The 26391-nt window shown below is 72.0% G+C and carries 21 protein-coding genes; 17 read left to right on the forward strand and 4 right to left on the reverse strand.

Annotated elements, in window-relative coordinates; genetic code table 11:
- Nucleotides 1–29 precede the first annotated feature (29 nt).
- Together IEY17_RS13610 and IEY17_RS13615 are read left to right on the forward strand one after the other, a co-directional pair.
- Nucleotides 30–986 carry an LLM class F420-dependent oxidoreductase gene (locus IEY17_RS13610; RefSeq protein ID WP_188987729.1) on the forward strand — a complete coding sequence of 319 codons (957 nt, stop codon included), beginning with the start codon at nucleotides 30–32 and terminating at the stop codon, nucleotides 984–986.
- A gap of 183 nt (nucleotides 987–1169) precedes the next feature.
- A complete protein-coding gene (locus IEY17_RS13615) occupies nucleotides 1170–2834 on the forward strand; it encodes a class I adenylate-forming enzyme family protein (protein WP_188987730.1) in 1665 nt (554 codons plus the stop codon).
- Between the two features lie 226 nt (nucleotides 2835–3060).
- Here the strand turns inward: IEY17_RS13615 and IEY17_RS13620 are convergent, their stop codons facing one another.
- The gene (locus IEY17_RS13620; RefSeq protein WP_188987731.1) at nucleotides 3061–3699 is read right to left on the reverse strand and encodes a TetR/AcrR family transcriptional regulator; all 639 of its coding nucleotides are present in this window, start codon (nucleotides 3697–3699) and stop codon (nucleotides 3061–3063) included.
- Between the two features lie 388 nt (nucleotides 3700–4087).
- On the opposite strand from IEY17_RS13620, the gene IEY17_RS13625 reads away from it, so the two are divergent.
- The 5 genes from IEY17_RS13625 to IEY17_RS13645 all read left to right on the forward strand — a co-directional run bounded on the left by IEY17_RS13625 (nucleotide 4088) and on the right by IEY17_RS13645 (nucleotide 10315).
- On the forward strand, nucleotides 4088–4873 hold the full coding sequence (locus IEY17_RS13625; protein ID WP_188987732.1) for an IclR family transcriptional regulator: 786 nt from the start codon (nucleotides 4088–4090) through the stop codon (nucleotides 4871–4873).
- A complete protein-coding gene (locus tag IEY17_RS13630; protein WP_188987733.1) occupies nucleotides 4870–6486 on the forward strand; it encodes an OPT/YSL family transporter in 1617 nt (538 codons plus the stop codon). Before IEY17_RS13625 ends, IEY17_RS13630 begins: the two co-directional genes overlap by 4 nt.
- A 65-nt stretch (nucleotides 6487–6551) precedes the next feature.
- Nucleotides 6552–7607, forward strand: coding sequence for a 2,5-dihydroxypyridine 5,6-dioxygenase NicX family protein (locus tag IEY17_RS13635; protein ID WP_229680131.1), 1056 nt, complete (start codon nucleotides 6552–6554; stop codon nucleotides 7605–7607).
- Between the two features lie 58 nt (nucleotides 7608–7665).
- Nucleotides 7666–8937 (forward strand): alpha/beta fold hydrolase, encoded by a 1272-nt coding sequence (locus tag IEY17_RS13640; RefSeq protein ID WP_188987735.1) that lies wholly within the window; start codon nucleotides 7666–7668, stop codon nucleotides 8935–8937.
- A gap of 142 nt (nucleotides 8938–9079) precedes the next feature.
- Nucleotides 9080–10315: a PAS domain S-box protein gene (locus IEY17_RS13645; RefSeq protein ID WP_188987736.1), complete on the forward strand. Its 1236-nt coding sequence runs from the start codon at nucleotides 9080–9082 to the stop codon at nucleotides 10313–10315.
- 10 nt (nucleotides 10316–10325) lie between these two features.
- Here IEY17_RS13645 and IEY17_RS13650 read toward each other — a convergent pair whose 3' ends face one another.
- Entirely contained in the window at nucleotides 10326–11702 is a 1377-nt protein-coding gene (locus tag IEY17_RS13650) for a dihydrolipoyl dehydrogenase family protein (RefSeq protein WP_229680132.1), read from the reverse strand.
- Between the two features lie 81 nt (nucleotides 11703–11783).
- On the reverse strand, nucleotides 11784–12014 hold the full coding sequence (locus IEY17_RS13655; RefSeq protein WP_188987738.1) for a hypothetical protein: 231 nt from the start codon (nucleotides 12012–12014) through the stop codon (nucleotides 11784–11786).
- A 313-nt stretch (nucleotides 12015–12327) separates the two neighbouring features.
- Between IEY17_RS13655 and IEY17_RS13660 the strand changes: the two genes are divergently transcribed.
- Nucleotides 12328–14205: a 2-oxoacid:acceptor oxidoreductase subunit alpha gene (locus tag IEY17_RS13660; protein WP_188987739.1), complete on the forward strand. Its 1878-nt coding sequence runs from the start codon at nucleotides 12328–12330 to the stop codon at nucleotides 14203–14205.
- The gene (locus IEY17_RS13665) at nucleotides 14202–15263 is read left to right on the forward strand and encodes a 2-oxoacid:ferredoxin oxidoreductase subunit beta (protein WP_188987740.1); all 1062 of its coding nucleotides are present in this window, start codon (nucleotides 14202–14204) and stop codon (nucleotides 15261–15263) included. Before IEY17_RS13660 ends, IEY17_RS13665 begins: the two co-directional genes overlap by 4 nt.
- Before the next feature lie 160 nt (nucleotides 15264–15423).
- Here IEY17_RS13665 and IEY17_RS13670 read toward each other — a convergent pair whose 3' ends face one another.
- A complete protein-coding gene (locus IEY17_RS13670) occupies nucleotides 15424–16473 on the reverse strand; it encodes a 2,3-butanediol dehydrogenase (RefSeq protein ID WP_188987741.1) in 1050 nt (349 codons plus the stop codon).
- Nucleotides 16474–16716: 243 nt separating this feature from the next.
- Here IEY17_RS13670 and IEY17_RS13675 point away from each other — a divergent pair, with 243 nt between their 5' ends.
- The 8 genes from IEY17_RS13675 to IEY17_RS13710 all read left to right on the forward strand — a co-directional run bounded on the left by IEY17_RS13675 (nucleotide 16717) and on the right by IEY17_RS13710 (nucleotide 26367).
- Nucleotides 16717–17457 (forward strand): polysaccharide deacetylase family protein, encoded by a 741-nt coding sequence (locus tag IEY17_RS13675; RefSeq protein ID WP_229680133.1) that lies wholly within the window; start codon nucleotides 16717–16719, stop codon nucleotides 17455–17457.
- A 104-nt stretch (nucleotides 17458–17561) separates the two neighbouring features.
- Nucleotides 17562–18908: a nucleotide sugar dehydrogenase gene (locus IEY17_RS13680; RefSeq protein ID WP_188987742.1), complete on the forward strand. Its 1347-nt coding sequence runs from the start codon at nucleotides 17562–17564 to the stop codon at nucleotides 18906–18908.
- A gap of 11 nt (nucleotides 18909–18919) precedes the next feature.
- Nucleotides 18920–20233: a carboxylate--amine ligase gene (locus tag IEY17_RS13685; protein ID WP_188987743.1), complete on the forward strand. Its 1314-nt coding sequence runs from the start codon at nucleotides 18920–18922 to the stop codon at nucleotides 20231–20233.
- Between the two features lie 211 nt (nucleotides 20234–20444).
- Nucleotides 20445–21674, forward strand: a complete 1230-nt coding sequence (locus IEY17_RS13690; RefSeq protein WP_188987744.1) for an NAD(P)-binding domain-containing protein — start codon at nucleotides 20445–20447, stop codon at nucleotides 21672–21674.
- The gene (locus IEY17_RS13695; RefSeq protein ID WP_188987745.1) at nucleotides 21671–23113 is read left to right on the forward strand and encodes a sugar transferase; all 1443 of its coding nucleotides are present in this window, start codon (nucleotides 21671–21673) and stop codon (nucleotides 23111–23113) included. The genes IEY17_RS13690 and IEY17_RS13695 overlap by 4 nt, the downstream gene beginning before the upstream one ends.
- 2 nt (nucleotides 23114–23115) lie before the next feature.
- The gene (locus tag IEY17_RS13700; RefSeq protein WP_188987746.1) at nucleotides 23116–24228 is read left to right on the forward strand and encodes a glycosyltransferase; all 1113 of its coding nucleotides are present in this window, start codon (nucleotides 23116–23118) and stop codon (nucleotides 24226–24228) included.
- Complete coding sequence (locus tag IEY17_RS13705) at nucleotides 24228–25199, forward strand: NAD-dependent epimerase/dehydratase family protein (RefSeq protein WP_188987747.1); 972 nt, start codon at nucleotides 24228–24230, stop codon at nucleotides 25197–25199. The genes IEY17_RS13700 and IEY17_RS13705 overlap by 1 nt, the downstream gene beginning before the upstream one ends.
- A 13-nt stretch (nucleotides 25200–25212) precedes the next feature.
- The gene (locus IEY17_RS13710) at nucleotides 25213–26367 is read left to right on the forward strand and encodes a glycosyl hydrolase family 18 protein (RefSeq protein WP_188987748.1); all 1155 of its coding nucleotides are present in this window, start codon (nucleotides 25213–25215) and stop codon (nucleotides 26365–26367) included.
- The last annotated feature ends 24 nt before the right edge of the window (nucleotides 26368–26391 follow it).

A 26391-nucleotide genomic window follows, 5' to 3' on the forward strand; every position in this document is an offset into this window, starting at 1 on the left:
CGCACACCCGTGACGGAGGGGAATGATCCGTGGAACGACGTTGGGGCATCACGGTCCCGCTGCCGGGACTCCCGCTGGCCGACCAGCGGGAGCTGATCGCCGAACTGCCGGACCTGGGCTACACCGACGTGTGGTCGGCCGAGGCCAACGGTACCGACGCGTTCACCCCGCTGGCGCTGGCCAGCGCCTGGGCCCCGCGGCTGCGGCTCGGCACCGCGATCGTGCCCGTCTACACCAGGGGCCCGGCGACGCTGGCGATGAGCGCGGCCACCCTGGCGGCAGCCGCGCCGGGCCGGTTCGTGCTGGGCATCGGCACCTCCTCGAACGTGATCGTGGAGTGGTGGAACGGCATCCCGTTCGACGAGCCCTACAAGCGGGTCCGGGACACGCTGTGCTTCCTGCGCCGGGCATTGCGCGGCGAGAAGGTCACCGAGAAGTACGACACGTTCGAGATCAAGGGTTTCACCGCCGCGGTCGTCGCCGACCCGGCACCGCCGCTGCTTCTGGCCGCGCTGCGGCCGGGCATGCTGCGGCTGGCCGGGCGCGAGGGCGACGGCGCGATCATCAACTGGCTGTCCCCGCAGGACGTGCGCACCGTGGTGCCGCACGTGCACGGGGGCGGCCAGGGCAAGGAGATCGTGGCGCGCATCTTCGTCCTGCCCGACGTCGACGCGGACACCGCCCGCGGGGTGGCGCGGCGGCAGATCGCCGCGTACCTGAACGTGCCGGTGTACCGGGCCTTCCACGAGTGGCTGGGCCGCGAGGAGCTCACACCCATGTGGCAGGCGTGGGAATCCGGCGACCGCAAGGGCGCGCTGGCGGCGATCCCGGACAGCGTCGTCGACGAGCTCGTGGTGCACGGCCCCGCCGAGCGCTGCCGGGAGCGGGTCCAGGAGTACGTCGACAACGGCGTCACCACACCGGTGATCGCGCTGCTGACCCAGGGTGATCCGGCCGCGGCGGTGCGCGCCCTCAGCCGGCGGTGAGCTCGATGACTCCCCGCGCCGCCCCGGCAGGTGCGGTTCGTCGACCACCGCCACCGGTCCGGATTCGCGCTCGTCGGGCTGGGACGTCCGCCACGCCACCGACCGGCACTGCCCAGGACTGCGGCTCGCACACGGCGTGACTCCACGAAACGGCACCCACATTCCACGAACGACGAGGAGCGGATGGTGGATCTGCGGCAACGGTTGATCGGCGAACTCACCGGCCCCGGCGGCGAGTTCGAGATCGTGGAACGCGAGATCGGCGGGGTTGCGATGCGGGTGTACGCCGGGGGACCGGCGACGCTACGCGACGTGGTGCTGTTCAGCCGAAACCACGGGGAACGGGACTACCTGGTCTACGACGGCTACCGGTGCAGCTACGCCCAGCACCATCGGCTGGTGGCGGGCCTGGCGCGCGCCCTGCGCGAGGAGTACGGGCTGGCCTCCGGCGCCCGGGTGGCCATTGCGATGCGCAACTACCCGGAGTGGGCGCCGGTGTTCTGGGCGATCCAGGCCGCCGGGCTGATCGCGGTGCCGCTCAACGCCTGGTGGACCGACGCGGAGCTGCGCTACGGCATGGCGGACTCCGGTGCGGAGCTGGTCTTCGCCGACGCCGAGCGGACCGCGTTGCTGGACCGCGACGTCCCGGTCGTCGAGGTGCGCGGCGGTGACCCCGCGCCGGGCGTGCGCCCGTGGGCGGACCTGGTGGCGTCGCTGCCGCTCGACGCCGAACTGCCCGAGGTGGACATCGCCCCGGACGACGACGCCACCATCCTCTACACGTCCGGCACCACCGGCCGCCCGAAGGGCGCGGTGGGCACGCACCGCAACCACTGCACGAACCTGCTCAACACGGTGGTGAACCGGCGCGTCGCGGCGGCGTTGGCCAACGGCGGCGAGTTCCCGCCGCTGGGCGACCCGGCCGCGCCGCAACCCGGGGTGCTGCTGACGTTCCCGCTGTTCCATATCGCCGGGCTCACCGCGCTGTGCTTCGCGACGTTGACCGGGGCGAAGCTGGCCACCCTGTACCGGTGGGACCGGGCGGCCGCGGCTCGGCTGATCGAGACCGAACGGCTGACCAGCGCGGCCGGCGTGCCGACAGTGATGCGCGACCTCGTCGAGCACAGCCCCGACGTGGCCGCGCAGCTGGAGGGCGTGAACATGGGCGGTGCGCCGATCCCACCGGATTTGGTGCGGCGCATCGGTTCGCTGGGCACCGGCGTCTCGCCGTTCAACGGCTACGGGCTCACCGAGACGACCTCGGCGGTGGTGAGCAACGCGGGCGAGGACTACCTGGCGCGCGCCGACAGCGTGGGCCGCTGCATGCCCGGCGCCGACCTGCGCGTGGTCGATCCGGCGACGCAGCAGGACGTGCCCGAGGGCGAGATCGGCGAGCTGTGGTTCCGCGGCCCGAACATCGTGCGCGGCTACTGGAACAACCCCAAAGCCACCGCGGAGTCCTTCACCGATGGCTGGTTCCACACCGGCGACCTCGGCTACGTGCGGGACGGCTGGGTGCACGTGGTGGACCGGCTCAAGGACGTGGTGATCCGCGGCGGGGAGAACGTGTACTGCGCCGAGGTGGAAGCCGTGCTGCACGAGCACCCGGCGGTGGTCGACGTCGCGGTCCTCGGCGTGCCGCACCGCACGCTGGGCGAGGAGGTCGCGGCGGTGGTCAACGTGCGCGCCCCGGTGTCCGCGGCCGAGCTGCAGGAGCACGTCGCGGCCCGGTTGGCGGCGTTCAAGGTTCCGGCACACGTGGTGGTCCGGGACGAGCCGCTGCCGCGGACCGCGACGGGCAAGGTCCTCAAACGCCGGCTGCGCGAGCAGATTGGCGCGAACCCGTAACAAGCGTGACGTGGACCTGCGAGGCAGCACCATTGGCCTCGTTCCACGCTTCTGGGGATGGTGTGCGGGGCCGGGGTCTTCCACGTTGAGGCAAACCTGGGAATCTTCCGCACGCGGTGGTGGCGGAGCCGTCGCCACTCCCGGACGGCGGTGGCTCCTGGCTCGGTGACATCCCGGTGGTTTCAGTGGGAATCGACCCGCCGGTTCCCGCGGGCCGGCACCGCCGTCAGGATTCGTGGCCCACGATGCGCAGCGCGATGGCCACGTAGCGCTCGGCCAGTTCGGCCGGGCCCGCATCGCCCTCCGGGTCGTACCACTGCGGGATCGCGTTGCACGCGGCCTGGATGGCGCGGCGGGCCTCGGCGGGGTGCTCGCAGCGGAACGCGCCGCGCCGCACGCCCTCGTCGATGATGTCCTGGAACAGCCGGGTCGCCGAGGCGCGCAGCTCCGCGAGCCGCTGCGCGTGCTCGGGTTCGAGGTTGCGGATCTCCCGCGCCGCGATGGTGCTCTCCACCCGCCGCCGCACCCGGTAGTCCACGGTGGCGCGCACGATCGCGCGCAACCGCTCGACCGGGTCGTCTCCGCAGTCGCGCAACGCCGAGTCGCAGGCGCGCACGTAGTCGGTGACGCTGTCCTCCATCAGTCCCGCGAACAGCTCCTGCTTGCTGGAGTGCCAGTAGTACAGCGCGGACAGGCTCAACCCGGCGCGCTTGGCGATGTCGCGGATGGACGTGCCGTGGTAGCCGCGTTCGGCGAAGATCTCCCGGGCCGCGACGGACAGCGCGTCACCGCCCTGGCCCCGCGGGATGGCGGTGCCGTTGTGCGCGGTGCCGTTGTGGGACGAGGATTCCGATGCCGTCGTCACCTCACCAGAATACGGGTCGGCGAGCGTCCGGCGGCACCCGCCGACCGGAATTCCTGCTGCTCGGACAGCGCGGCTCCGCAGGCGGTGAGCCGCTCCCCGCAGGCCGGTTTCGCCGCCCGCCAACCCCCGAGCCGGACCGACAGCTGCGTCCGGGTAACACCGGCTGGCGATCGCGACCGCCCACGTTTGTCCTCTGTGGACCAAACAGGCTCGCGGGGGCGGTCATCCCGGCGGTGGCAGTGCGCGCGGGGCGAGGTGCTCGACGAGCACTGTGGACGCCGGGTTGCGGAATGTGTTGACAAATCGGGTGACCAGGCGCACCGTAGCACGCATCGGTGCGCAAACAGCGACGCCGTTGCGGATATAGCAACACCGTGGAGGTGCGGCGTTGGCAAATCCGGGATTGCTGCAGACCGCGGATCGCGCTCTGCTGGTGTTGCTGTCGTTCACCGACCAGCGCCCCGAGTGGGGCGTCAGTGAGCTTGCGCGCGAACTCGGGTGGGACAAGTCCGTCGTCCAGCGGCTGCTGGCCACGCTGGCCGGTCGTGGTTTCGTGCTCGCCGTCCCCGAAACCCGCCGCTACCGGCTGGGCCCGACGGTGTCGCAGCTGGCCCGCGTGGCCGAGCGCAGCGGGGCGCTGAGCCTGCTGGCCCGACCCGTACTGGCCAAGCTCGCGCGGGAAACGGGGGAGAGCGCCGTGCTCAACGTCGCGCACGGCGCCTCCTACCGCACGGTCGCCGCCGTGGACGCGCGAGGACCGCTGAGCTACTCGGCAATCGTTGGCCACGTCATGCCCGGCCACGCCGGGTGCTCCGGGCACGCCCTGTTTGCCGGGCAACCGGTGCAGGAGGTCCGCGAGCTCTTCGGTCCCGAACCGCTGACCCGCTACACCCCGAACACCCCGACCACCTACGCCGAGTTGCGGCAGCGGTGGCAGGCGGTCCGCGACACCGGTTTGTCGGTGTCCACCGGGGAGTTCGACGCCAACGTCGCCGCCGCGGCGGTGCCGGTGGAGCTCGCCGGTGCCACCGTGGCGTCGATGACCCTGATCGGCCCGGCCGACCGCGTCACCAGCCGGATCGACGAGCTGACCGCCCCGCTGCGCGCCGCGGGCGCCGACCTCGCCGCCCGCCTGGCACCCGCCGATCGTCCGTCCTCGAAAGGCTGCTCATGACCATCAGCGATCCCCTGGCGGGCGCCGAGCGAGCGCACCCCCGGGCCTTCGAACCGACCGTGTTGGTGATCACCACCGTGCTCTCGGTCGTCGGAGCCGTCATCGGACTGCACCTGATCACCACCCTGGGCATCTCCGCCAACACCTCGGTGATCGGCGCGCTCATCGCCATGATCATCGGACGGATCAACGTCGCCGCGCTGCGCACGATGCGCTCGGTGCACCGGCAGAACCTGGTGCAGAGCGCGGTGTCCGGGTCGACCTTCGCGGCGGCCAACTCGCTGCTCGCGCCGATCGCCGTGCCGTTCGCCTTCGGCCGCCCCGACCTGGTGTGGCCGGTGTTCGCCGGGGTCGCCATCGGGCTGCTGGCCGACTCCTACGTGCTGTACCGGCTGTTCAACTCGCAGCTGCTGCCCGCGCGGGCCGCCTGGCCGCCGGGCGTCGCCGCCGCGGACACCATCATCGCCGGTGACAAGGGCGGCCGGCGGGCCGCGATCCTCGCCGGGGGTGCCGTCGTCGGATTCGTCGGTGCGCTGTTCACGCTGCCGGTTTCGGCCGCCGGCGTGGCGTTCATCGGCAACGTGTGGGCGCTGGGCATGTTCGGCCTCGGCCTGCTGTTCGGCCAGTACAGCCCCACCTGGTTCCACGTCGACATCGGCGACCTGCACATCCCGCACGGCGTAATGATCGGCGCCGGTCTGGTCGCCCTCGGGCAGGCCGCGTACCTGATGCTGCGCCGCAAGGACCGCAACCCCCGCGCGGTCGCGGAGTCGGTGGACCCGAGCGCGCTGCCGCAGGTCGACGAGCGCCAGTTGCGCAGGGGCGTGCTGGCCGGCTACGGGCTGTTCGTGCTCGGCGCCGCCGTCGTGGCCTTCGCCGGCGGCCTGCTGTCCGAGATGTCCCCGCCCGCGCTGGTTCTGTGGATTCTCGCCACCGCGCTGGCCGCGATCGTCCACGAGATCATCGTCGGTCTGGCCGCGATGCACTCCGGCTGGTTCCCGGCATTCGCGGTCACCCTGATCTTCCTCGTGCTGGGCCTGCTGGTCGGTGTGCCGCCGGTCGCGCTGGCGCTGTTCGTCGGGTACACCTCGGCCACCGGCCCGGCGTTCGCCGACATGGGCTACGACTTCAAGGCCGGGTGGATCCTGCGCCGCGACCACCGCCCCTACGACGCCTTCGAGCGCGCCGGTCGCGTCCAGCAGTACCTCGCCTCGCTGGTCGGCTTCGCGGTGGCCACCGTCGCGGTCGCGGTGTCCTGGCAGGCGTTCTTCGGTGACGGCCTGCTGCCGCCGGTCGCCAAGGTCTACGCCGCCACCATCCACGCCGGGCTGACCGACCCGAACGTGCTCGTCACGCTGCTGCTGTGGGCCGTCCCGGGTGCGCTGATCCAGCTGCTCGGCGGGTCCGACCGGCAGATGGGCGTGCTGCTGGCGACCGGCCTGCTGGTCGCCACCCCGCAGGCGTGCTGGCTGGTGTTCGGCGCGCTGCTGGTCCGCGTGCTCTACCGCCAGCGCCGCGGCGACAAGGCCGACGAGGAGCTGAACCTCGTCGGAGCGGGCCTCATCGCGGGCGACGCCCTGTACTCCACCAGCCGCGTCGTCGAGTCGAGGTGACCTCATGCGCCACCGCGGAGCACCGAGCGAAGAACCCGAGGAACAGGGGGTTTGTCGTGGAAGTCGTGAGCCGAGTGGAGTCCCGGCCGGAGTACCTGTCGTGGGAGGCCGCGATCGGGGCCCGCAAGCTCGTCGAGGAGGTCATGCTGGTCAAGCCGGGCGAGCAGGTGGTGCTCACCGGCGACACCGCCACCGACCGGCGGGTCGTCGAGCTCACCGCGCAGGCCGTCGCCGCGGCCGGGGCCACCCCGACGGTGATCTGGTACGAGACCCGGCCGACCTCGGCCATGGAACCGCCCGCGCCGGTGGCCGCTGCGGTGGCCCAGGCCGACGTGTGGATCGAGTTCAGCGTCGCCTACATCATGCACAGCGACGCCTTCCGCGCGGCCATCGCCAACGGCGCCCGCTACACCAACCTCACCGGCATGGACGTGCCGATGCTGGTCGACACCGTGGGCCGGCCGGACCTCCGGGGCGTGATGCGGCTGGGCCGCGCCCTGGTCGGCCTGCTGGAGAGGGCCGACGAGGTGCGCATCACCGCCGCCAACGGCACCGACCTTCTCGGCCGCAACCAGGGCCGCCCGATCAACCTGCGCGGCAAGCCCGCCGAGAAGCCCGGCGAGACGGTCATGCTGTCTGGCCAGATCTCCTGGAACCCGGTGGAGCAGACGCAGCACGGCACCCTTGTCTTCGACGGGGCGCTGTGGCCTCCGGCCGACCTCGGGCTGCTGCGCTCGCCGGTGCGCTGCGAGGTCCGCGACGGCGTGGTCACCGAGATCACCGGGGGCCGCGACGCCGACGTGTTCCGAGCCTGGATGCAGTCCTTCGACGACCCCAACATGTTCCGGCTGGCGCACTGGTCGCTGGGCTTCAACCCGGGCGTGCTGCGGCCCACCGGCCGCATCGTCGAGGACGAGCGGGTGTTCGGCTGCGTGGAGATCGGCATCGGCACCAAGGGTGCCTGGATCGGCGGTGAGCCGTGGGTGGCCGCGGCGCACACCGACGGCAGCGTGCTCGGCCCGTCGATCCACCTCGACGGGGAGCCGATCGAGATCGACGGCCGCTACGTGCACCCCGAGCTGGTGGAGATCTGCCGCGAGATCGGCGCACCCGGCTACTGATGACCGCGCGCGGGGTCGCCGGCCGGGCGGCCCCGACCACCGGGAGGAGAGGGATCGGATGTCAGCCGTCACATACCGCCGAGCGGGCCTCGTGGCCCGGGACCACGTGTTCCGGGTGCCGCTGCGGCACGACGACCCCGGCGCGGGGGAGATCGAGGTCTTCGGCCGGGAGGTCGTCGCACCCGGCAAGGAGGACCAGGCGCTGCCGTGGCTGGTCTACCTCCAGGGCGGCCCCGGCGGCAAGGCGGAGCGGCCGCTGAGCACCAGCGCGTGGCTGGGCCGCACCCTGCAGGAGTACCGGGTCCTGCTGCTGGACCAGCGCGGCACCGGCCGCAGCACCCCGGCGAACCGGCAGACCCTGGCCGGGATGTCGCCCGCCGAGCAGGCCGAGCACCTCAGCCTGCTGCGGGCGGACGCGATCGTCCGCGACGCTGAGGTGCTGCGCAAGCAGCTGGTCGGCGACGAGCCGTGGTCTGTGCTGGGGCAGAGCTTCGGCGGGTTCTGCGCGCTGACCTACCTGTCCCTGGCTCCGGAGGGACTGCGGCAGGTGATGATCACCGGCGGCATCCCGACGCTGACCGGGCACGCCGACGACGTCTACCGCGCGGCCTACCCGCGGGTCCTGCGCAAGAACGACGCGTACTACGCGCGCTACCCGCACGACGCGGCGATCGCCCGCCGGGTCTTCGCGCACCTCGCCGAGCACGACGTGCGCATGCCCACCGGGGAACGGCTGACGCCCGAGCGGTTCCAGACCCTGGGCATCCAGTTCGGCCAGGGCTCCCGGTTCGACGCCCTGCACTTCCTGCTGGAGGAGGCGTTCGTCGGCGCGGAGCTGTCGGACACCTTCCTGCGGGGCGTGGACGCCGTGGTGTCCTTCGCCGAGCGGCCGCTCTACGCCGTGCTGCACGAGGCCATCTACTGCCAGCGGACCGCGTCCCGCTGGTCCGCGCACCGGGTGCGTGCGGAGTTCCCCGAGTTCGACGCGACCAGCGCCGACCGGGTCAACTTCACCGGCGAGATGATCTACCCCTGGATGTTCGAGCAGGACCCGGCGCTGGTGCCGCTGCGGGAGGCCGCGGAGCTGCTGGCCGCCAAGGATGACTGGCCGCCGCTGTATGACCTGGACCGGCTGCGCCGCAACGAGGTGCCGGTCGCCGCCGCGGTGTACCACGACGACATGTTCGTCGACCGGGACCAGGCGCTGGCCTCGGCGGAGCAGATCGGTCGCGCCCGGGTGTGGGTGACCAACGAGTACGAGCACGACGGGCTCAAGGCGTCCCCGGCGGTGCTGGACCGGCTGCTGGCCATGAACCGCGGTGACGTCTGAGCAGCTGTTTTCCGACGGTGGCCACCTGGCAGGTGGCCGTCGTGCGCGGGCGGGCCATGCGGCTGAGCCGCCTCGAGGACAGGTCCCGACGCACCCCCGCACAGCTGCGTGCAGCCCTGCGGTTAGCTATGGTTCGGTTCTCATGTCCCCCTCCGAGCAGGACCCCGCCGGTGTGCCGTGGCAGCGCGTCTTCGACCAGGCGTCCGCGGCGATGGCCATCCTCGACTTGCAGGGCCGCTACCTGCACGTCAACGAGGCCATGTGCCGGCTACTGGGGTACCGGCGGGAGGAGCTGGAGGGACGGGACTACCGGGACGTGACGCACCCCGACGACATCGACCCGGAAGGACCGACGGTGTCGTCCGAACCGCTGGAGAAGCGTTACATCCGCTCCGACGGCAGCGTCATCTGGGCGCTGGTGGCGCGGTCGTACATCCGGGACGCCGACGGCCGTGCCATCTACTCCCTGTCGCAGATCCAGGACATCACCCAGCGCCGCGAGGCGGAGCTGCTGTGGCAGCGCAGCTTCGCCAACGCCCCGATCGGCATGGCGGTGCTGGACCTCAAGGGCACCTGGACGGCCGTCAACGACACGCTGTGCGGCATGCTCGGCTACACGCGCGACGAGATGCTGTCGATGTCGTTCACCGACATCACCTACGAGGAGGACGAGAAGCAGGGCATGGCCGCCCTCACCGACCTCGTGGAGGGCAAGGTCGACACCGTGAGCGTGGAGAAGCGCTACCGGCACAAGGACGGCCACCCGATCTGGATGCTGATCCGCGCCACCACCGTGCCCGGCGCCGACGGCGCGCCGGCGTACGTGGTCAGCCAGTACGAGGACATCGGGGAGCAGCGGCTGGTCGATGCGCACCTCGCGCACCTGGCGCTGCACGACCCGCTGACCGGGCTGGCCAACCGGGCGCTGCTGGCCGACCGGCTCGACCACGGGCTGCAGCAGCTGGCCCGCGGCAACGGCGTGCTGGCGGTGGTGCTGGCCGACCTCGACCAGCTCAAACCGGTCAACGACCGCTACGGGCACGCCTCGGGCGACGAGCTGCTCATCGCCACCGCCCGGGAACTGCAACTGGCGGTGCGCGCCGGGGACACCGTGGCGCGCATCGGCGGCGACGAGTTCGTGGTGGTCAGCCTGCTGCCCGACCGGGCCGCCGCGGAGGCGTTGCGGCGACGCGTCGAGGACCACCTCAACACCGACGTGGTGGTGCACGGCGTCACAATCCGGCTGTGCGCCAGCGTCGGCTGCACCACCACCTCCGACCCGTCGATCGCGCCGGACGCGCTCCTGCACGCCGCCGACCGCGACATGTACGTCAGCAAGCGCCGCCGCCGCGCGGTCCGCGGCGACGGCACCCGGTGACGGACCGCCCCTACCCCGCGTCGTCGAGTTCAGCGAGGGCGCTTTCGATGGCGCGGTGGAACGTGGGGTAGGCGTAGATCATCTGCCGCAGCCGGGACACCGGCACCTCGGCGTGCACCGCCACGGCCAGCGCCCCGATGATCTCCCCGCCGCCGGGTGCCACCACGGTGGCCCCGACCAGCACGCTGCGGTCGGCGTCCGCGACCACCTTGATGAGCCCGTCGTTGCCGACCTTGTGGATCCAGCCCCGCGGCGACGACGGGATCGCCGTGGTCGCCGCGCGCACCGAAAGGCCCTGCTCCTCGGCCGCGGACTCGGTCAACCCCACGGTGGCGACCTCGGGATCGGTGAAGGTCACCGCCGGAACCGCCCGGTAGTCCGCGATCTCCGTGCCCTGCCCCAGGATGTCGTCCGCGGCGATGCGCGCCTGGTACACCGAGACGTGCGTGAACGCCCCCTGCCCGGTGACGTCGCCGATCGCCCAGACCCCGTCGGCGGCCCGCATCTGGCCGTCCACCGGGATGGTGCGCGCCCGGTCGTCGAGGCCCACGGCGGCGACGCCGAGCGCGGCCAGGTCGGTGCGGCGGCCGGTGGCGACGAGCAGGCGCTCGGCGGTCACCACCTCGCCGGAGCCCAGCTCCGCGCGGAACTCGTGGTCGTGCGACACCCGGGTGAGCCCGGTGCCCACGCGCACCTGCACGCCTTCGGCCCGCAGCACCCGGGTGAGGACCTCGGCGGCCTCCGGCTCGGATGCCGGCAGCAGCTGGGACTGCATCTCCACCACCGTCACCGAGGCGCCGAACCGGGCGAAGACCTGCGCGAACTCCAGGCCAACCGGACCCGCGCCCAGCACCAGCAGCGACTTGGGAACCGCGGTGGCCCGCACCGCGTCGCGGTTGGTCCAGTACGGCGTCCCGGCCAGGCCGTCGACCGGGGGCACGGCCGGTTCGGTGCCGGGGTTGAGCACGATGCCGCGGCGGGCGCGGAAGACCTGCTCGCCGCCGTCGCTGGAGACGGTCACCTCGCCGGGCGCGCTGATCCGACCGACGCCGCGCACCACCCGGCCGCCGGTGTGCTCCAGGCGCCGTACCGCGGCCTCGTCGTTCCAGTCGGTGGTGGCCTCGTCGCGCAGCCGCTCGGCCACCGGGGCCCAGTCCGCTCGCACGGTGGCGACCCCGGCCAGTTCCGGCACCCGGCGCGCCTCGGCGAGCGCGTCCGCGGCCCGCACCATCATCTTGGTCGGGATGCACGCGAAGTACGGGCACTCACCGCCGACCAGTCGGGCCTCCACGGCCACCACCGACAGGCCCGCCCGGGCCAACCGGGTGGCCACATCCTCGCCACCCGGCCCGGTCCCGATGACCACGACGTCGACTTCCTCGGCCACCACGCCACCTCCACTCCTCGCTGCGCGGGTCGCCTTCCAGCGCACCACCCGGCACGGGCGCCCGCACCTCGACGGCGGGGCTCAGCCGCTGTCCACAGAGGACTCCGTGTCGAACCGGTGGTCGGTCACCGGGGAGATCAGCGCCTGGCAGGCCAGCTCCGGATCCGGGATCCGGGAGGCTCTCATCAACGCGAGGACCGGTTCGGCGTCCGGGTGCGACGGCGTGGCGTCCAGCGGCGGCGTGGGCGTCACCGTGATATAGCCGACGGCGCGGGCCGCAGGGATCGGCCGTTCCGGGGAATCCTCCCGCATCCTGGGAAAACGTGATCAGTGTTGCGGATCACAATTCCGCGGCCGGAATGCTATGGAGCAGGTCACAGCGGTTCGTTCCGGCTCCGCGGCGCCGACAGGCCGCCGCGGTGGGTATTTTCGATACAGGGGCCGCCACCTGCGCCCGGCTGCGGAACCGGTCGGTTCCGGTGGCCGTTGGGCTGAACGGCGGCGCCGTGCGCGAGCGTGCGGAACGTGACGGGTGGGGGACCTCGCGCGTGATCGGAACATGAACCGGGGCTGTATCGTTCGCCAGGGGACGGACGTTGCCTGCAGGTGAAAGGGAACGGGTCAATTGGGCACGACGAACGGGCACCGGGCCAACGGCGCCCAGAAGCTGAACCGGGTCGTGATCCGGTTCGCCGGGGACTCTGGTGACGGGATGCAGCTGACCGGCGACCGGTTCACCTCGGAAGCCGCGGCCTTCGGTAACGACCTGGCCACGTTGCCGAACTTCCCGGCCGAGATCCGCGCTCCCGCCGGGACCCTGCCCGGGGTGTCCAGCTTCCAGCTGCACTTCGCCGACTACGACATCCTCACCCCCGGGGACCGTCCCGACGTGCTGGTGGCGATGAACCCGGCGGCGCTGAAGGCCAACATCGGCGACCTGCCCCACGGCGGCATCCTCATCGTCAACACCGACGAGTTCACCAAGCGCAACCTCGCCAAGGTCGGGTACGACAGCAACCCCCTGGAGAACGGCGAGCTGGAGCGCTACTCGGTGCACAAGGTGGCGATGGCCACCCTCACCCAGGGCGCCCTGGAGGGCACCGGCCTGGGCAAGAAGGATGCCGAGCGCTGCAAGAACATGTTCGCCCTCGGTCTGCTGTCGTGGATGTACCACCGGCCCACCGAGGGCACCGAGCGGTTCCTGCGGGAGAAGTTCGCCAGGAAGCCGGAGATCGCCGAGGCGAACGTGCTGGCCTTCCGCGCGGGCTGGAACTACGGCGAGACCACCGAGTCGTTCGCGGTCACCTACGAGGTCGCCCCGGCCAAGCTGCCCACCGGGACCTACCGGCAGATCACCGGCAACACCGCCCTCGCCTACGGCATCGTCGCCGCCGGGCAGCGCAGCGGCCTGCCGGTGTTCCTCGGCACCTACCCGATCACGCCCGCCTCGGACGTGCTGCACGAACTGGCCAAGCACAAGAACTTCGGCGTCACCACCTTCCAGGCCGAGGACGAGATCGCCGGGGTCGGCGCGGCCCTGGGCGCGTCCTTCGGCGGCGCGCTGGGCGTGACCACCACGTCCGGCCCGGGCCTGGCGCTGAAGTCGGAGACCATCGGGCTCGCCGTGGCCCTGGAGCTGCCGCTGCTGGTGTGCGACATCCAGCGCGGCGGCCCGTCCACCGGCCTGCCGACCAAGACCGAGCAGGCCGACCTGCTGCAGGCGCTGTACGGCCGCAACGGCGAGTCACCGGTGCCGGTGGTCGCGCCCCGCTCGCCCGCGGACTGCTTCGACACCGTGCTGGAGGCCGCACGGATCGCGCTGACCTACCGGACCCCGGTGGTGCTGCTGTCCGACGGCGCGATCGCCAACGGCTCCGAGCCGTGGCTCATCCCGGACGTCGACCAGCTGCCCGACCTGAGCGTGCGGTTCGCCACCGAACCCAACGCGCCGGACGGCTCCGGCGAGTTCTGGCCCTACGTGCGCGACCCCGAGACGCTGGCCCGCGAGTGGGCGATCCCGGGCACGCCCGGCCTGGAGCACCGGGTGGGCGGTCTGGAGAAGGCCGACGGCAAGGGCAACATCTCCTACGACCCGGACAACCACGACAAGATGGTCCGGCTGCGCCAGGCCAAGGTCGACGGCGTGCGGGTGCCCGACATCCAGGTGGACGACCCCGATGGGCGGGCGCGCGTGCTGGTGCTCGGCTGGGGCTCGTCGTACGGGCCGATCGGCGCGGCCTGCCGCCGCGTGCGCAGCCGGGGCATGTCGATCGCGCAGGCCCACCTGCGCCACCTCAACCCGATGCCGGCCAACCTGGGCGACGTGCTGCGCCGCTACGACAAGGTCATCGTCCCGGAGATGAACCTCGGTCAGCTGGCGATGCTGCTGCGTGCCCGCTACCTGGTCGACGTGCAGTCCTACACCAAGGTCGCCGGGCTCCCGTTCCGGGCCGAGGAACTGCAGAACGTGCTCATCGATGTCGTGCAGGGGGTGTCCGCGTGACCACCACCGATCTGGGAATCCCGGGCCTGGGCGGGCTGGCCGGCGTGCCGACGGCCGACGAACCGCAGAAGGCCAAGGACTTCAAGTCGGACCAGGAGGTCCGCTGGTGCCCCGGGTGCGGCGACTACGTCGTGCTCAACGCGGTGCAGAGCTTCCTGCCGTCGCTGGGGCTGAAGCGGGAGAACATCGTGTTCATCTCGGGCATCGGGTGCTCGTCCCGGTTCCCGTACTACATGAACACCTACGGGATGCACTCCATCCACGGCCGCGCCCCGGCGATCGCCACCGGGCTGGCCACCAGTCGGCCCGACCTGTCGGTGTGGGTGGTGACCGGGGACGGCGACGCGCTGTCCATCGGCGGCAACCACCTCATCCACGCGCTGCGCCGCAACGTGAACCTGAAGATCCTGCTGTTCAACAACCGGATCTACGGGCTGACCAAGGGCCAGTACTCGCCGACCAGCGAGGTCGGCAAGATCACCAAGTCGACCCCGGTGGGGTCGCTGGACCACCCGTTCAACCCGGTGTCGCTGGCACTGGGCGCGGAGGCGTCGTTCGTGGCGCGGGTGATCGACTCGGACCGCGCGAACGTCACCGAGACGCTGCGGGCGGCGGCCGAGCACCGCGGTAGCGCGCTGGTGGAGATTTACCAGAACTGCCCGATCTTCAACGACGGCGCGTTCGACGTGCTCAAGGACAACGACGAGAAGCAGCGCCGGATCATCCCGCTCAAGCACGGCGAGCCGATCGTGTTCGGCCCGGAGGACGAGCGCTACGGCGTGGTCGCCGACGGCCCCGGCCTGCGCGTCGCCAAGCTGTCCGAAGTGGACTCCGCGGATGTGGTGGTGCACGACGTGACCCGCGAGGACTCCTCCTACGCGTTCGCGCTGTCCCGCCTCGGCGGCCAGGATCTGAACCCGGCGGTGACGGGCATCTTCCGGGCGGCGGCCCGCCCGACCTACGACGACCTGGCCCGCGCCCAGGTCGAGCAGGCCCGGCAGGCCGAACCGGCGGATCTGCAGAAGCTCCTCACCGGCAACGACACCTGGACCATCTGAACCCAAGCGCCCCGTACCGCATTCGGTGTGCAGTGAGGGGCCCTCCACCGGGGACGCCGGTGGAGGGCCCCTCACCACGAGCCAGCCTGTCCGCCGGAGTTGGGGGCCCACCCCCCCGAGAAGGGTTTCCGGGTTTGCTGGAACTTGGGGTGGCGCTGGGTTAGGCTGACGGGTCTACCAGGACCTTCATCTTGCGGCCGGCGCGTAGCGCGGCGAAGCCCTCCTCGACGACCTGACCGATCGGCACGTGCGTGACCCACCCGGTGGTGTCGTAGTGGCCACGGGCCATCAGATCGATGACGGCGCGGTAGTCGTCCGACGTGTAGCAGAGCGAGCCCTGAATCATCGACTCGTTCATCACGAGCTTGGTCAGTTCGGTTTTCAGTGGGTGCTCGTAGATCGCCACGGCGACCAGGCGTTTGCGCGCTCCCAGGCACGACAGTCCGGCTGCGACGCTGGCCTCCACGCCCGCCGCGTCGAACACCGCGTCCGCGCCGCGCCCGCCGGTGCGCTGCATGACGTGGCGCGCCGCGTCGGTCCGCGTCGGATCGAGCACGTCCGTCGCCCCGAGGGCGGCGATCGCCTCCCGCCGGGTCGCTGACGGCTCCACGACCGTGATGGCCTCGACACCGAGGCCGCGCAGCGCGAACCAGAGACCGATCCCGATCGGCCCGGACCCGAAGATCACCGCGCTGCCGTCCGGTGGCACCTCACCGAGACGCGCTGCGTGGTAGGCCACCGCCATCGGCTCGACGAGCGCCCCGAGCTCGGGGCTGATCGACTCCGGCAACCGGTGCGCCATCCACGCGGGCACCACGGTGTACTCGGCCATGCCGCCGGGTGCCATCAGGCCGTGGAACCCGATCTGCTGGCAGATGTTGTAGTGCCCGAGCCGACAGGGCGGGCACTTCCCACAGCGGTAGACGGGCTCGATCGCGACGTGGTCACCGACCGCGACGTCGTGCACGCCCTCACCGACCTCGACGACGGTGCCGGAGAATTCGTGCCCCAGTGTCAACGGCAGTTGATGCCCGGTCAGCGGGTGCGGCTCGGTGGGGACGAAGATCGGCCCGGCGTAGTACTCGTGCAGGTCCGTGCCGCAGATCCCGTTGCGTCCCACCCGCACCTTGAGCTGCCCGGCCGAACAGCTCGGCTCCGGCACGTCCTCGATCGCCAGCTCTTCCCGTCCCCGGTACACAGCAGCGCGCATCGTCCCTCCCGCAGGCCCCGTTGCCTTCCGGCGCCTCATGACACGCCGGAACCGCGGACATCGCAACAGTTGCAAGGGGTTGCACGCGGGAACAACTCGCCGAGACCGTTGGGCGTGCCCCGGTGGTGGGTCGGCCGCTGATCGTGCCGGTGCGGTAGGCGGCGTACCGCAGCGGTCGGATCCCGGGCGGGGCACCCGTGCTTACCGTGTGGGTGATCTGCTGCCTACGAAAGCGGCGAAGTCATGACGCAGACCGTGAGCAGGCGGGCGTGGGAGGACACCGCGCGCCCGTTCCCGTACGTGCTGATGTACCACTCGGTCGCGGTCCACACCCGCGACCCGTACCTGGTGACCGTCGACCCGCGGCGCTTCGAGCAGCAGTTGCGGTGGCTGCGGCGCAACGGGCTGCGCGGGGTGTCGATGCGCGAGCTCATGCTGGCCCGCCGCGACGGGGACGGCCGCGGTCTGGTCGGATTGACCTTCGACGACGGCTACGCCGATTTCGCGCACAACGTGCTCCCCGCGCTGCGGCGGCACGGCTGCACCGCCACGGTGTTCGTGATCGCCGGGCGGCTCGGCGGGCACAACGAGTGGGACGCCGACGGTCCGCGCAAGCAGCTGATGAGCGCCGACGAGGTCCGCTGGTGCGCCGAGGCCGGGATGGAGATCGGGTCACACGGGCTGCTGCATCGCAAACTGTCCCTTGTGGACGATGCGGAGCTGCTGGCGGAGGTGGCCGAGAGCCGCGTGCTGCTGCGCGAGGTCTCCGGCCAGGACGTCGACGGCTTCTGCTACCCGTACGGCGACGTCGACCCGCGCGTGGTGAACCTCGTTGCGGCCGCCGGGTACGACTACGGCTGCGCCATCTGGCGTTCCGAGGTGTCCGGTCGGCACGCGCTGCCCCGCACCTACGTCGGCGACCACGACGGCCCGCTGCGGTTGCTGGCCAAGAGGATGCGCCACCGGTTCACCCAACAGCGTTGAGGATCCTCAAGTTTCGGTAACCGCGCTCCCCCCGCTGTGGGAGATGCGAGCGGCGCTCGGATGTCACGGTTTCACCACAAGCACGGCGAACCGGGGGAGGAATTGTGACCGATCATCCGCTGTCGTTGGCGGTCAACGGCCGGGAACGGCTGCTGGCCGACCGGCTCACCGCGTTCCGCGCGAGCGCCCCGAAGCGCACCGAGTCGGTGGTCGTGGTCGGGCTGGGCTACGTGGGCCTGCCCACCGCCTGCGCCCTGCAGTCCTCGACCGCGCAGGTCACCGGCTTCGACATCAGCGAGGAGCGGCTGCGGGCGATCAAGACCGGCGAGGTGGACCTGCCCGAGGCCGAGCGCCGCGTGCTCGCCAGGGCGCTGGCGTCCGGTTCCCTACAGCTGTCCTGCGACCCGTCGGTGCTGGCCGCGGCCGACGTGGTGATCGTGTGCGTGCCCACGCCCGTCGACGAGCACCACCGGCCCGACCTGGCCGCGCTGCGGTCGGCGTGCGAGACGGTGGTGTCGTTCGCCCGCCGCGGCCAGGTCGTCGTGCTGACCTCGACGACGTTCGTCGGCACCACCCGGCAGCTGCTGGTGGAGCCGCTCGCGGAACGGGGCCTGCGGGTGGGCACCGACGTGCACGTGGCCTTCAGCCCCGAGCGCATCGACCCGGGCAACACCGACCACGTGCAGCGCGAGACCCCGCGCGTGGTCGGCGGCGCCACGCAGGCGTGCGCGCAGCGGGCCGCCGAGGTCGTCTCCCGGATGACGAACTCGGTGTATCTGGTCAGCTCCCCGGAGGCGGCGGAGCTGACCAAGCTCTACGAGAACATCTTCCGCGCCGTGAACCTGGCGCTGGCCAACGAGATCGCCGACTCCTGCGCGGTGCTGGGCCTGGACCCGATCGAGGTGACCATCGCCGCCGGGACCAAGCCCTACGGGTTCCTCGGCAGCTTCCCCGGCCCCGGCGTGGGCGGGCACTGCATCCCGTGCGACCCGCACTACCTGCTGTGGCAGCTCGGGCGCGAGGGGCTGTCGGTGCCGCTGATCGAGCAGGCGATGCGCTCGATCGACCAGCGGCCGGGCCGGGTCGTGCAGCGGGTGGTCGAGATGCTCGCCGAGGCGGGCATCGACCACTCCGGGGCCCGCGTCATGGTCGCCGGGGTCAGCTACAAGGCCGGGGTGCGTGACCTGCGGGAGTCCCCGGCGCTGCCGATCCTGGCGGGCCTGCGGCGACTGGGCGTGGACGTGCACCACCACGACCCGCTGCTGCCGGAGATCTCGCTGCCCGACGGCACCCAAATGGTCGGCGAACCCGCGCCCCGCGGCCGCGACTGGGACCTCGTGGTGATCCACACCGTGCACCCGGGCATGGACTACAGCTGGGCGCGGGACTGCCCACGGGTGCTGGACGCGACCTACCTGTTCGACTCGGTGCCGCACCGGCGCGTGCTGTGAAGGGGCAGGTAATGGAGCCGTTTGACACGTCCACCCCCGCGGTGGTGTTCAAGCTCGACCCGAACGTCCTGCACCACGGGGGACTCGGGGTGATCCGCAGCCTCGGCCGCCGCGGCGTGCCGGTGTTCGCGGTGCACGAGGACACGCTCGCCCCGGCGGCGCACTCCCGCTACGTGCGCGGGCGCTGGCTGTGGAGCCCGGACCCGGAGGACGTCGAGGCCATCCAGTACGGGCTGGCCGAGGTGGCCCAGCGGCTGCGCCGCCCGGCGGTGCTGATCCCCACCGACGACGCCGCGGCGATCTTCCTCGCCGAGCACGGTGACCCGCTGCGACCGTGGTTCCGGTTCGCCCAGCCGCCGGCGGAACTGCCGCGGCAGCTGGCCGGGAAGTACTCGATGTACCAGGTGTGCCGCCGACTGGGCGTGCCGTGCCCGGAAGCGGCATTGGTGCGCACCTGGGGGGAGGCGCTGGAGTTCGCCGGACGGGTGGGCTTCCCGCTGGTGGCCAAGCTCGCCGCGCCGTGGCGGGCCCGGCCCGGCGGCGTGCGCAGCACGTCGATCGTCGACGACGTCGACGAGCTGGCCGAGCTGGGCCGCCGGTGCGTGGAGGACGGCGCGGGCGAGCTGATGCTCCAGGAGTACATCCCCGGGGGTGAGGAGTACGACTGGTTCTTCCACGGCTACTGCGACGGTGAGTCGGTGTGCCGCCCGGCGTTCACCGGTGTCAAGGAGCGCTCCTACCCGGCGCACGTGGGGCTGACCAGCTTCGGCCGCTGCGCGGAGAACGAGGAGGTGCGGCGGGAGGCGACGGCGCTGCTGGCGCGGCTGTCCTTCCGCGGCATCGTGGACCTGGACTTCCGCTGGGACGATCGGGACGGGCGTTACAAGCTGCTGGACTTCAATCCGAGGCTGGGTGCCCAGTTCCGGCTGTTCCAGGACAGCGCGGGCGTGGACGTCGCCCTCGCGTCCTATCTGGACCTGACCGGCCAGCGGGTCGAGGCGGGCGAGCAGCCGGTGGGGCGGCGGTTCCTGGTGGAGAACTACGACCCGATCGCCGCGGTGCGGTACTGGCGGGACGGCGACCTCGGGTGGCGCTCGTGGTGGCGGTCGGTGCGGGGCGCGGACGAGACCGCGTGGTTCGCCCGCGACGACCTGCTGCCGTTCGCGCTGATGTGGCTGTGGATGGTGTGCCGTGCGGTGACCCGGCCGTGGCGCCGCCGCACCCGCCATCCCGACCTGGCTGCACCCGAGTACCTCCCGGGACGCGCCGGGGTGTGGAACGGGGCGTCCGGCCGACTGGAGCGGCTCTTCCAGGGGGGTGTATGAGCGGTGGTTCTCCCCCGCGGTCAGGGGGCGCGGGGGTGATCGCGTTGCGCCCGGGACCGGTCACACCACGCGGTTCCCAGGAAAAGCACCGACTTCAGGGAGTCGCGGGGTGGTGCCGGGCGCAGCGCCGGTCCGTGCGGGTGCTCAGCCGACCGACCCGGGGCCGTGTCCCGCGAAGGCACGTGTCCCGCGAAGACACTGAGGAGTTCTGATGACCGATGTCGTTGACGTGGCCATCATCGGTGCCGGGCCCTACGGGCTGTCGCTGGCGGCGCACCTGCGCCGTGCGGGCGTGTCCTACCGGCAGTTCGGGATGCCGATGAACCTGTGGCGCCGGCACATGCCGCGCGGCATGTACCTGAAGTCGCAGGGCTTCGCCTCCAACCTGTCCGACCCGGACGGCACGCACACGTTGCGCAACTTCTGCCTGGAGACCGGGCGCGAGTACGCCGACTACGGGGTGCCGGTGTCGCTGGAGACCTTCGTCGAGTACGGCGAGTGGTTCCAGCAGGGCCGCGGCCTGGAGGTCGAGGAGCAGCTGGTCACCGACGTGGAGCGGCGGTCCGGGCACTTCGTGCTGACGCTGTCCAACGGGGAGCCGGTGCACACCAACCGGGTCGTGGTCGCCGTGGGCGTCGAGCACTTCGCCCGCATCCCCGGCCTGCTCGCCGACCTGCCGCGCGAACTGTGCACGCACTCCGCGGACCACGACGACCTCAGCGATTTCGACGGCCAGGAGGTCGTGGTCGTGGGCGCCGGGCAGTCGGCGCTGGAAACCGCCGCGCTGCTGCACGAGCACGGCGCCCGGGCCCGGTTGGTCGCCCGCACGCCCGAGGTGGTGTGGAACGGTCGCCCACTGCTCCCTGACCGTCCACTGTGGAAGCGGATGCGGGAGCCGGAGGCGGGCCTCGGCTCGGGCCTGTCGACGTGGTTCTACTCCGAACACCCCGGGCTGTTCAGGCACCTGCCGCGGCCGATCCGCATCCACCGGGCGCGGACCGCGCTGGGCCCGGCCGGGGCGTGGTGGCTGCGCAGCCGCGTCGAGGGCCGCCTGCCGGTGCACGTCGCGCACCGCCTGGACTGGGTGAAACCCACCGACCAGCAGGTGCGCCTGGGGGTGCGCACCGGCGGCGGCGAGGTCCGGGAGTTCACCGCCGACCACGTCATCGCGGCCACCGGTTACCCGCCGCACCTCAGCCGGCTGCCGATGCTCTCCGACGGGCTGCGGTCGCAGATCCGCACCATCGCCGGGACGCCGCGGGTCGGCCGTCACTTCGAGTCCTCGGTACCCGGGCTGTACTTCGCCGGGCCGCTGGTGGCGCCGAGCCACGGGCCGGTCATGCGGTTCGTCTACGGTGCCGACTACGCGGTGCGCAAGATGACCAGACGCCTCGCCGCCACCGCAGCGAGACCCGTCGCTGTCGGAGGTGTCGGCGGATGAGCGTGTCCGACCCCGCCGTGGCGCCGCCCTGGCCGCTCGCGGCGAGCAGGCGAGCCGGGGTGCGCGTCCGGCGGCAGGCCGGGGCCTGGCTGCTGCCGGTGGCCGACCTGGTGGTGCTGGTGGTGCTGATTTCGGTCACGGGCACCACCTGGCTGCTCGGCGCGGGTTACGCGGTGGCGGCCCTCGCGGTGCTCGCCGCGCAGGGCCAGCACCGGCTGCGAATCTGCCTGCGGGTCGGCGACCAGCTGCCGCAGCTGGCGGTGGCGGCCGGGGTGCCCGCCGCGGCGCTCACGCCATGGCTGCCCGGCACGGCGCTGCTGGTGCTGGTCAGCGCGGGGTTCGGTGGTCTCCTGCTCGCCCGCGGCGCCCTCTACGCGGCGCTGCGCGCGGCGTACCGGCGAGGTGCGCTGGTCGAACCGACGCTGCTGGTCGGGTCCGGCCCGCTCGCGGCGGAGATCGCCGCAATGCTGGCCGAACACCCGGAATTCGGCCTGCGACCGCGGGGTTTCCTCGACGACCGGCCGAGTTCGGCGGCACCGCTGCTCGGCGCACCCGCCGACCTCGCCGACGTCGTTGCCGCGCACGGCATCACGCGGGTGCTGGTCTGCCCCGGCGAGGCCGGGGACGCCGAACTCGTGACCGCGCTGCGGCACAGCCGACCGCTGAAGGCGGACGTGTGCCTGGTGCCGCGGCTGCACGAACTCGGCATGGCGCTGCCGCGCGGCAGCCTCGACGAGATCTGGGGTGTTCCGCTGATCCCGTTGCGGCGCTTCGGGCACAGCAGGGCCGGCGCGGCCGCCAAGCGCGCCTTCGACCTCGTCCTCGGCTCGCTGCTGCTGCTCGCGCTCGGCCCGCTGCTGGTGGTGCTGGCGGCGGCCGTGGCCGTCGCCAACCGGGGCGGTGCGCTGTTCCGGCAGGTTCGGGTGACCGGACGCGGGCGCCACAGCGAAGTCCTCAAACTGCGTACCGTCCGCGGCGAGCACGGCCAGCCCTGGGCCGTCACCCCCGACCAGTGCAGCGCGCTGGGCCGCTGGCTGCGTACCACCCACCTCGACGAACTCCCGCAGCTGGTCAACGTGCTGCGCGGGGAGATGTCGCTGGTGGGGCCGCGCCCGGAGCGGCCGTACTACGCGGTGCGCTTCGGCCACGAGATACCGCGCTACGCCGACCGGCACCGGATGCCGGGCGGCATGACCGGGTGGGCGCAGGTGCAGGGGCTGCACGGCGACACCTCGATCCCGGACCGGGCCCGCTTCGACAACCAGTACATCGAGAACTGGACGCCGTGGTGGGACGCGGTGATCGTGGCCCGCACGGCCGCGATCGTGCTCGGTGCCGCGGCGCGCGCCGTGCTCCGCGCACCTGGCGACCGGCACCGTCGGCCCGCACCTTCCCGGCTCGTTCCAGAGCCAGTCCGCGAGAACTCCGTTGGGGGATGATGATGAAGGTTCTGCACGTGATCACCGGCCTCGGCGTCGGCGGGGCCGAGCTGCAGCTGCGGTCGGTGCTGCAGCACACCCGCCACGACGCCGACGTGGTCGCGATGTACAACCCGGGCGACGTGGCCCGGATGCTCACCGACGACGGGGTGCGGGTGCGCGACCTCGGCATGACCCGCAACACCCAGGTCAGTGCCGTGCTGCGGCTGCGCGACCTGATCCGCCGGGGTCGCTACGACGTGGTGCACACCCACCTGTACCGGGCCTGCGTGTACGGGCGGCTGGCGGCGCGGATGGCGGGCACCAAGGTGGTCGTGTCCACCGAGCACTCCATCGGTGAGACCCACCTGGAGCGCCGCCGCATGACGCTCGGGGTGCGCGCCCTCTACCTGGGCACCGACCTGTGCTCGGACGCCACGATCGCGGTGTCGGAGACGGTGGCGCAGCGGCTACGCATGTGGGGCATGCCGGCCCGCAAGATCATTGTCATTCCCAACGGCGTCGACTTCACCCGCGTTGAGTTCGACCCGGACGACCGCGCCCGGGTGCGCCGCGAGCACGGCATCGGCGCGGACGCCCACGTCGTCGGGGTGCTCGGTCGCCTGGACCCGAACAAGCGCTTCCACCTGGTCATCGAGGCGATGGCGCCGCTGCTGGGCCAGCAGAACAAGCTGCTCATCGTCGGCGACGGCCCGGACCGGGCCCGGCTGGAGGGGGTGGCCCGCGAGCACGGCGTCGCTGAGCACGTGATCTTCGCCGGGCAGCGCCACGACGTGGCTGCCATGCTCTCCGCCCTGGATTTGTTCGTGGCCTCCTCCGAGCAGGAGACCTTCGGCCTGTCGGTGCTGGAGGCCATGGCCAACGGCCTGCCGGTGCTCTACACCACCTGCCCCGCGCTGGTCGGCATCGACACCGACCGGGCGCGCCAGGTGCCCGGCGACGTCGAGGGCATGCGCGCCGAACTCGCCGCGGAGATCCTGGCCGCCCGGCCGCGCGCCGACGAGCCCGCGATCCGCCACGCCTACGGCATCGAGGCGGTCACCCGCCGCATCGACGACCTGTACGGCCGAATTCTGCAGCGTCGCGGCGGCGAGCAGCTGGTGGGGAGGCCGTGATGCGGGTTCTGGTCACCGGCGCAGCCGGTTTCATCGGAAGCCACCTTGTGGAGTACCTGCTCGCCGACGGCCACGAGGTCGTCGGCCTCGACGACCTCAGCACCGGCCGGATGGACAACCTGCCAACCCACCCGAACCTGCGGCTGGTGCCCGGCACGGTCCTGGACGGCTCCCTGGTGGATGACGTGGTCTCCGGCGCCGAGGTGGTGTTCCACCTGGCCGCCGCGGTGGGCGCGTTCGTCATCCAGGAACGCACCCTGCAGGGCCTGCTGACCAACGTCCACGGCACCGAGAACGTGCTGGACGCCGCGCTGCGGCACGGCGCCCGGGTGCTGGTCGCCTCCACCAGCGAGGTCTACGGCAAGAACACCAAGGTGGGGTTGTGCGAGGGCGACGACCGGATCCTCGGTTCGACGCTGAAGTCACGCTGGACCTATGCCGAGGCCAAGGCGCTCGACGAGAGCCTGACCTGCTGCTACGTGCATGAGCTGGGGCTGCGGGCGGTGATCGTGCGGCTGTTCAACACCGTCGGGCCCCGGCAGAGCGGCCGCTACGGGATGGTCATCCCGCGGCTGGTGGGGCAGGCGCTGCAGGGCCGACCGCTGACCATCTTCGGCACCGGCAAGCAGATCCGCTGCTTCTGCCACGTCGCCGACGTGGTCCCGGCCCTGGTGCGGCTGGTGGAGCTGGACCGGGCGCAGGGCATGGCGGTCAACCTCGGCAGCACCGAGCAGGTGTCCATCGAGCAACTCGCCGAGCGGATCATCGCCACCACCGGGTCGTCGAGCACCACCATCCGGGTGCCCTACGAGGAGGCGTACGGGCCCGGCTACGAGGACATGCAGCGACGCGTGCCGGACTGCTCCCGGGCCCGCGAGCTGATCGGGTTCCAGCCGCAGCACTCGCTGGACGACATCATCCGCTCGGTGGTCGACGAGCAGGTGCGGGCGGGGCAGGCAGTCACGGCGTGAGGCGGGATGGGACATGCCGACGACAGAGCAGGCGCGGTCGCGCCGGTCCGCCGCGCGCGGTCCCGGTGCGGCGCACCGCCTCCGGACCGCGCGGCGGATCGGCGGATCGCTGTGGTTCCTGGCGCTCATCGCGCTGTCGGTGGTGCTCGTGGTGGTCGTCATGACACCGCGGCCCCCCGGCCCGGCGCAGCCCGCCCCGCTCGTGGTCGCCTCGCTGCCGTTCTGGAACTCCGACAAGGGCACCGACATGGTCGTGCAGCACCAGCACCTGGTCAACGAGGTCTCGCCGTGGATGTACGGGCTGGCGCCCGACGGCAGCCTGACCACCCAGTACCCGCGCGAGCAGACAGCGCAGGTCGCCGACCACATCGAGCGGTTGCGTCGCGCCAACATCCCGATCGTGCCGTCGCTGGCCAACATCACCAACGGGTTGTGGGCCTACGAACCGGTCGCCACGGTGCTGCACGACCCGGTGAAGCGACGGGCCCACGTCGCCGAGATCGTGGAACTGGTCAAGCGCGAGAACTACGCGGGCATCGACATCGACTACGAGAACCTGCGCGCCGGCGACCGGCAGGTGTTCACCGACTTCGTCACCGAACTCGGCCGCGAGCTCGACGCGGAGGGCAAGACCCTGTCGGTGGCGGTGTTCGCCAAGACCACCGACCGCGGCTACGACGAGCGCAACGTGGCCCAGGACTACGCGGCCATCGGCCGCGCCGCCGACGAGGTGCGGCTGATGGGTTACGACTTCCACTGGAGCACCTCGCCGCCCGGGTCGATCGCGCCGATCATCTGGATCCGGGAGGTGGTCGACTACACCCGGACCCAGATCCCGCCGGAGCGGATCGTGCTGGGCGTGCCGCTGTACGGCTACGACTGGGTCGACGGCCACGGCACCTCGGTGACCTGGTTGCAGGCGTTCCGCCTGGCCACCGAGCACCGGGTGCGGCCGAACTACGACACGGCCAGCCAGTCCCCGTGGTTCCGCTACACCGACGCCGACGGCCGCGAGCACGAGGTGTGGTTCGAAAACGCCGCGAGCGCCAAGGCCAAGTTCGAGGTCGCGCGCGGCTCCGGCATCCGCGGCGTCTACCTGTGGATGTACGGCTACGAGGACACCGACACCTGGAAGGAACTGGGCAACAGCTTCCCGGCCAGGCGGTGACCGCGCGCGGTCACCGCCTGGCCG

This window comes from Saccharopolyspora thermophila (genome assembly GCF_014646075.1).
Classification (GTDB): domain Bacteria; phylum Actinomycetota; class Actinomycetes; order Mycobacteriales; family Pseudonocardiaceae; genus Saccharopolyspora; species Saccharopolyspora thermophila.

What these genes read in the sequence shown, in the direction of transcription:
- IEY17_RS13670 (WP_188987741.1), bottom strand. Translation starts at nt 16,473, where the DNA reads ATGCGCGCTGCTGTGTACCGGGGACGGGAAGAGCTGGCGATCGAGGAC.
- IEY17_RS13700 (WP_188987746.1), top strand. Translation starts at nt 23,116, where the DNA reads ATGAAGGTTCTGCACGTGATCACCGGCCTCGGCGTCGGCGGGGCCGAG.
- IEY17_RS13645 (WP_188987736.1), top strand. Translation starts at nt 9,080, where the DNA reads ATGTCCCCCTCCGAGCAGGACCCCGCCGGTGTGCCGTGGCAGCGCGTC.
- IEY17_RS13655 (WP_188987738.1), bottom strand. Translation starts at nt 12,014, where the DNA reads ATGCGGGAGGATTCCCCGGAACGGCCGATCCCTGCGGCCCGCGCCGTC.
- IEY17_RS13695 (WP_188987745.1), top strand. Translation starts at nt 21,671, where the DNA reads ATGAGCGTGTCCGACCCCGCCGTGGCGCCGCCCTGGCCGCTCGCGGCG.
- IEY17_RS13630 (WP_188987733.1), top strand. Translation starts at nt 4,870, where the DNA reads ATGACCATCAGCGATCCCCTGGCGGGCGCCGAGCGAGCGCACCCCCGG.
- IEY17_RS13685 (WP_188987743.1), top strand. Translation starts at nt 18,920, where the DNA reads ATGGAGCCGTTTGACACGTCCACCCCCGCGGTGGTGTTCAAGCTCGAC.
- IEY17_RS13705 (WP_188987747.1), top strand. Translation starts at nt 24,228, where the DNA reads ATGCGGGTTCTGGTCACCGGCGCAGCCGGTTTCATCGGAAGCCACCTT.
- IEY17_RS13640 (WP_188987735.1), top strand. Translation starts at nt 7,666, where the DNA reads ATGTCAGCCGTCACATACCGCCGAGCGGGCCTCGTGGCCCGGGACCAC.
- IEY17_RS13615 (WP_188987730.1), top strand. Translation starts at nt 1,170, where the DNA reads ATGGTGGATCTGCGGCAACGGTTGATCGGCGAACTCACCGGCCCCGGC.
- IEY17_RS13710 (WP_188987748.1), top strand. Translation starts at nt 25,213, where the DNA reads ATGCCGACGACAGAGCAGGCGCGGTCGCGCCGGTCCGCCGCGCGCGGT.
- IEY17_RS13690 (WP_188987744.1), top strand. Translation starts at nt 20,445, where the DNA reads ATGACCGATGTCGTTGACGTGGCCATCATCGGTGCCGGGCCCTACGGG.
- IEY17_RS13675 (WP_229680133.1), top strand. Translation starts at nt 16,717, where the DNA reads ATGACGCAGACCGTGAGCAGGCGGGCGTGGGAGGACACCGCGCGCCCG.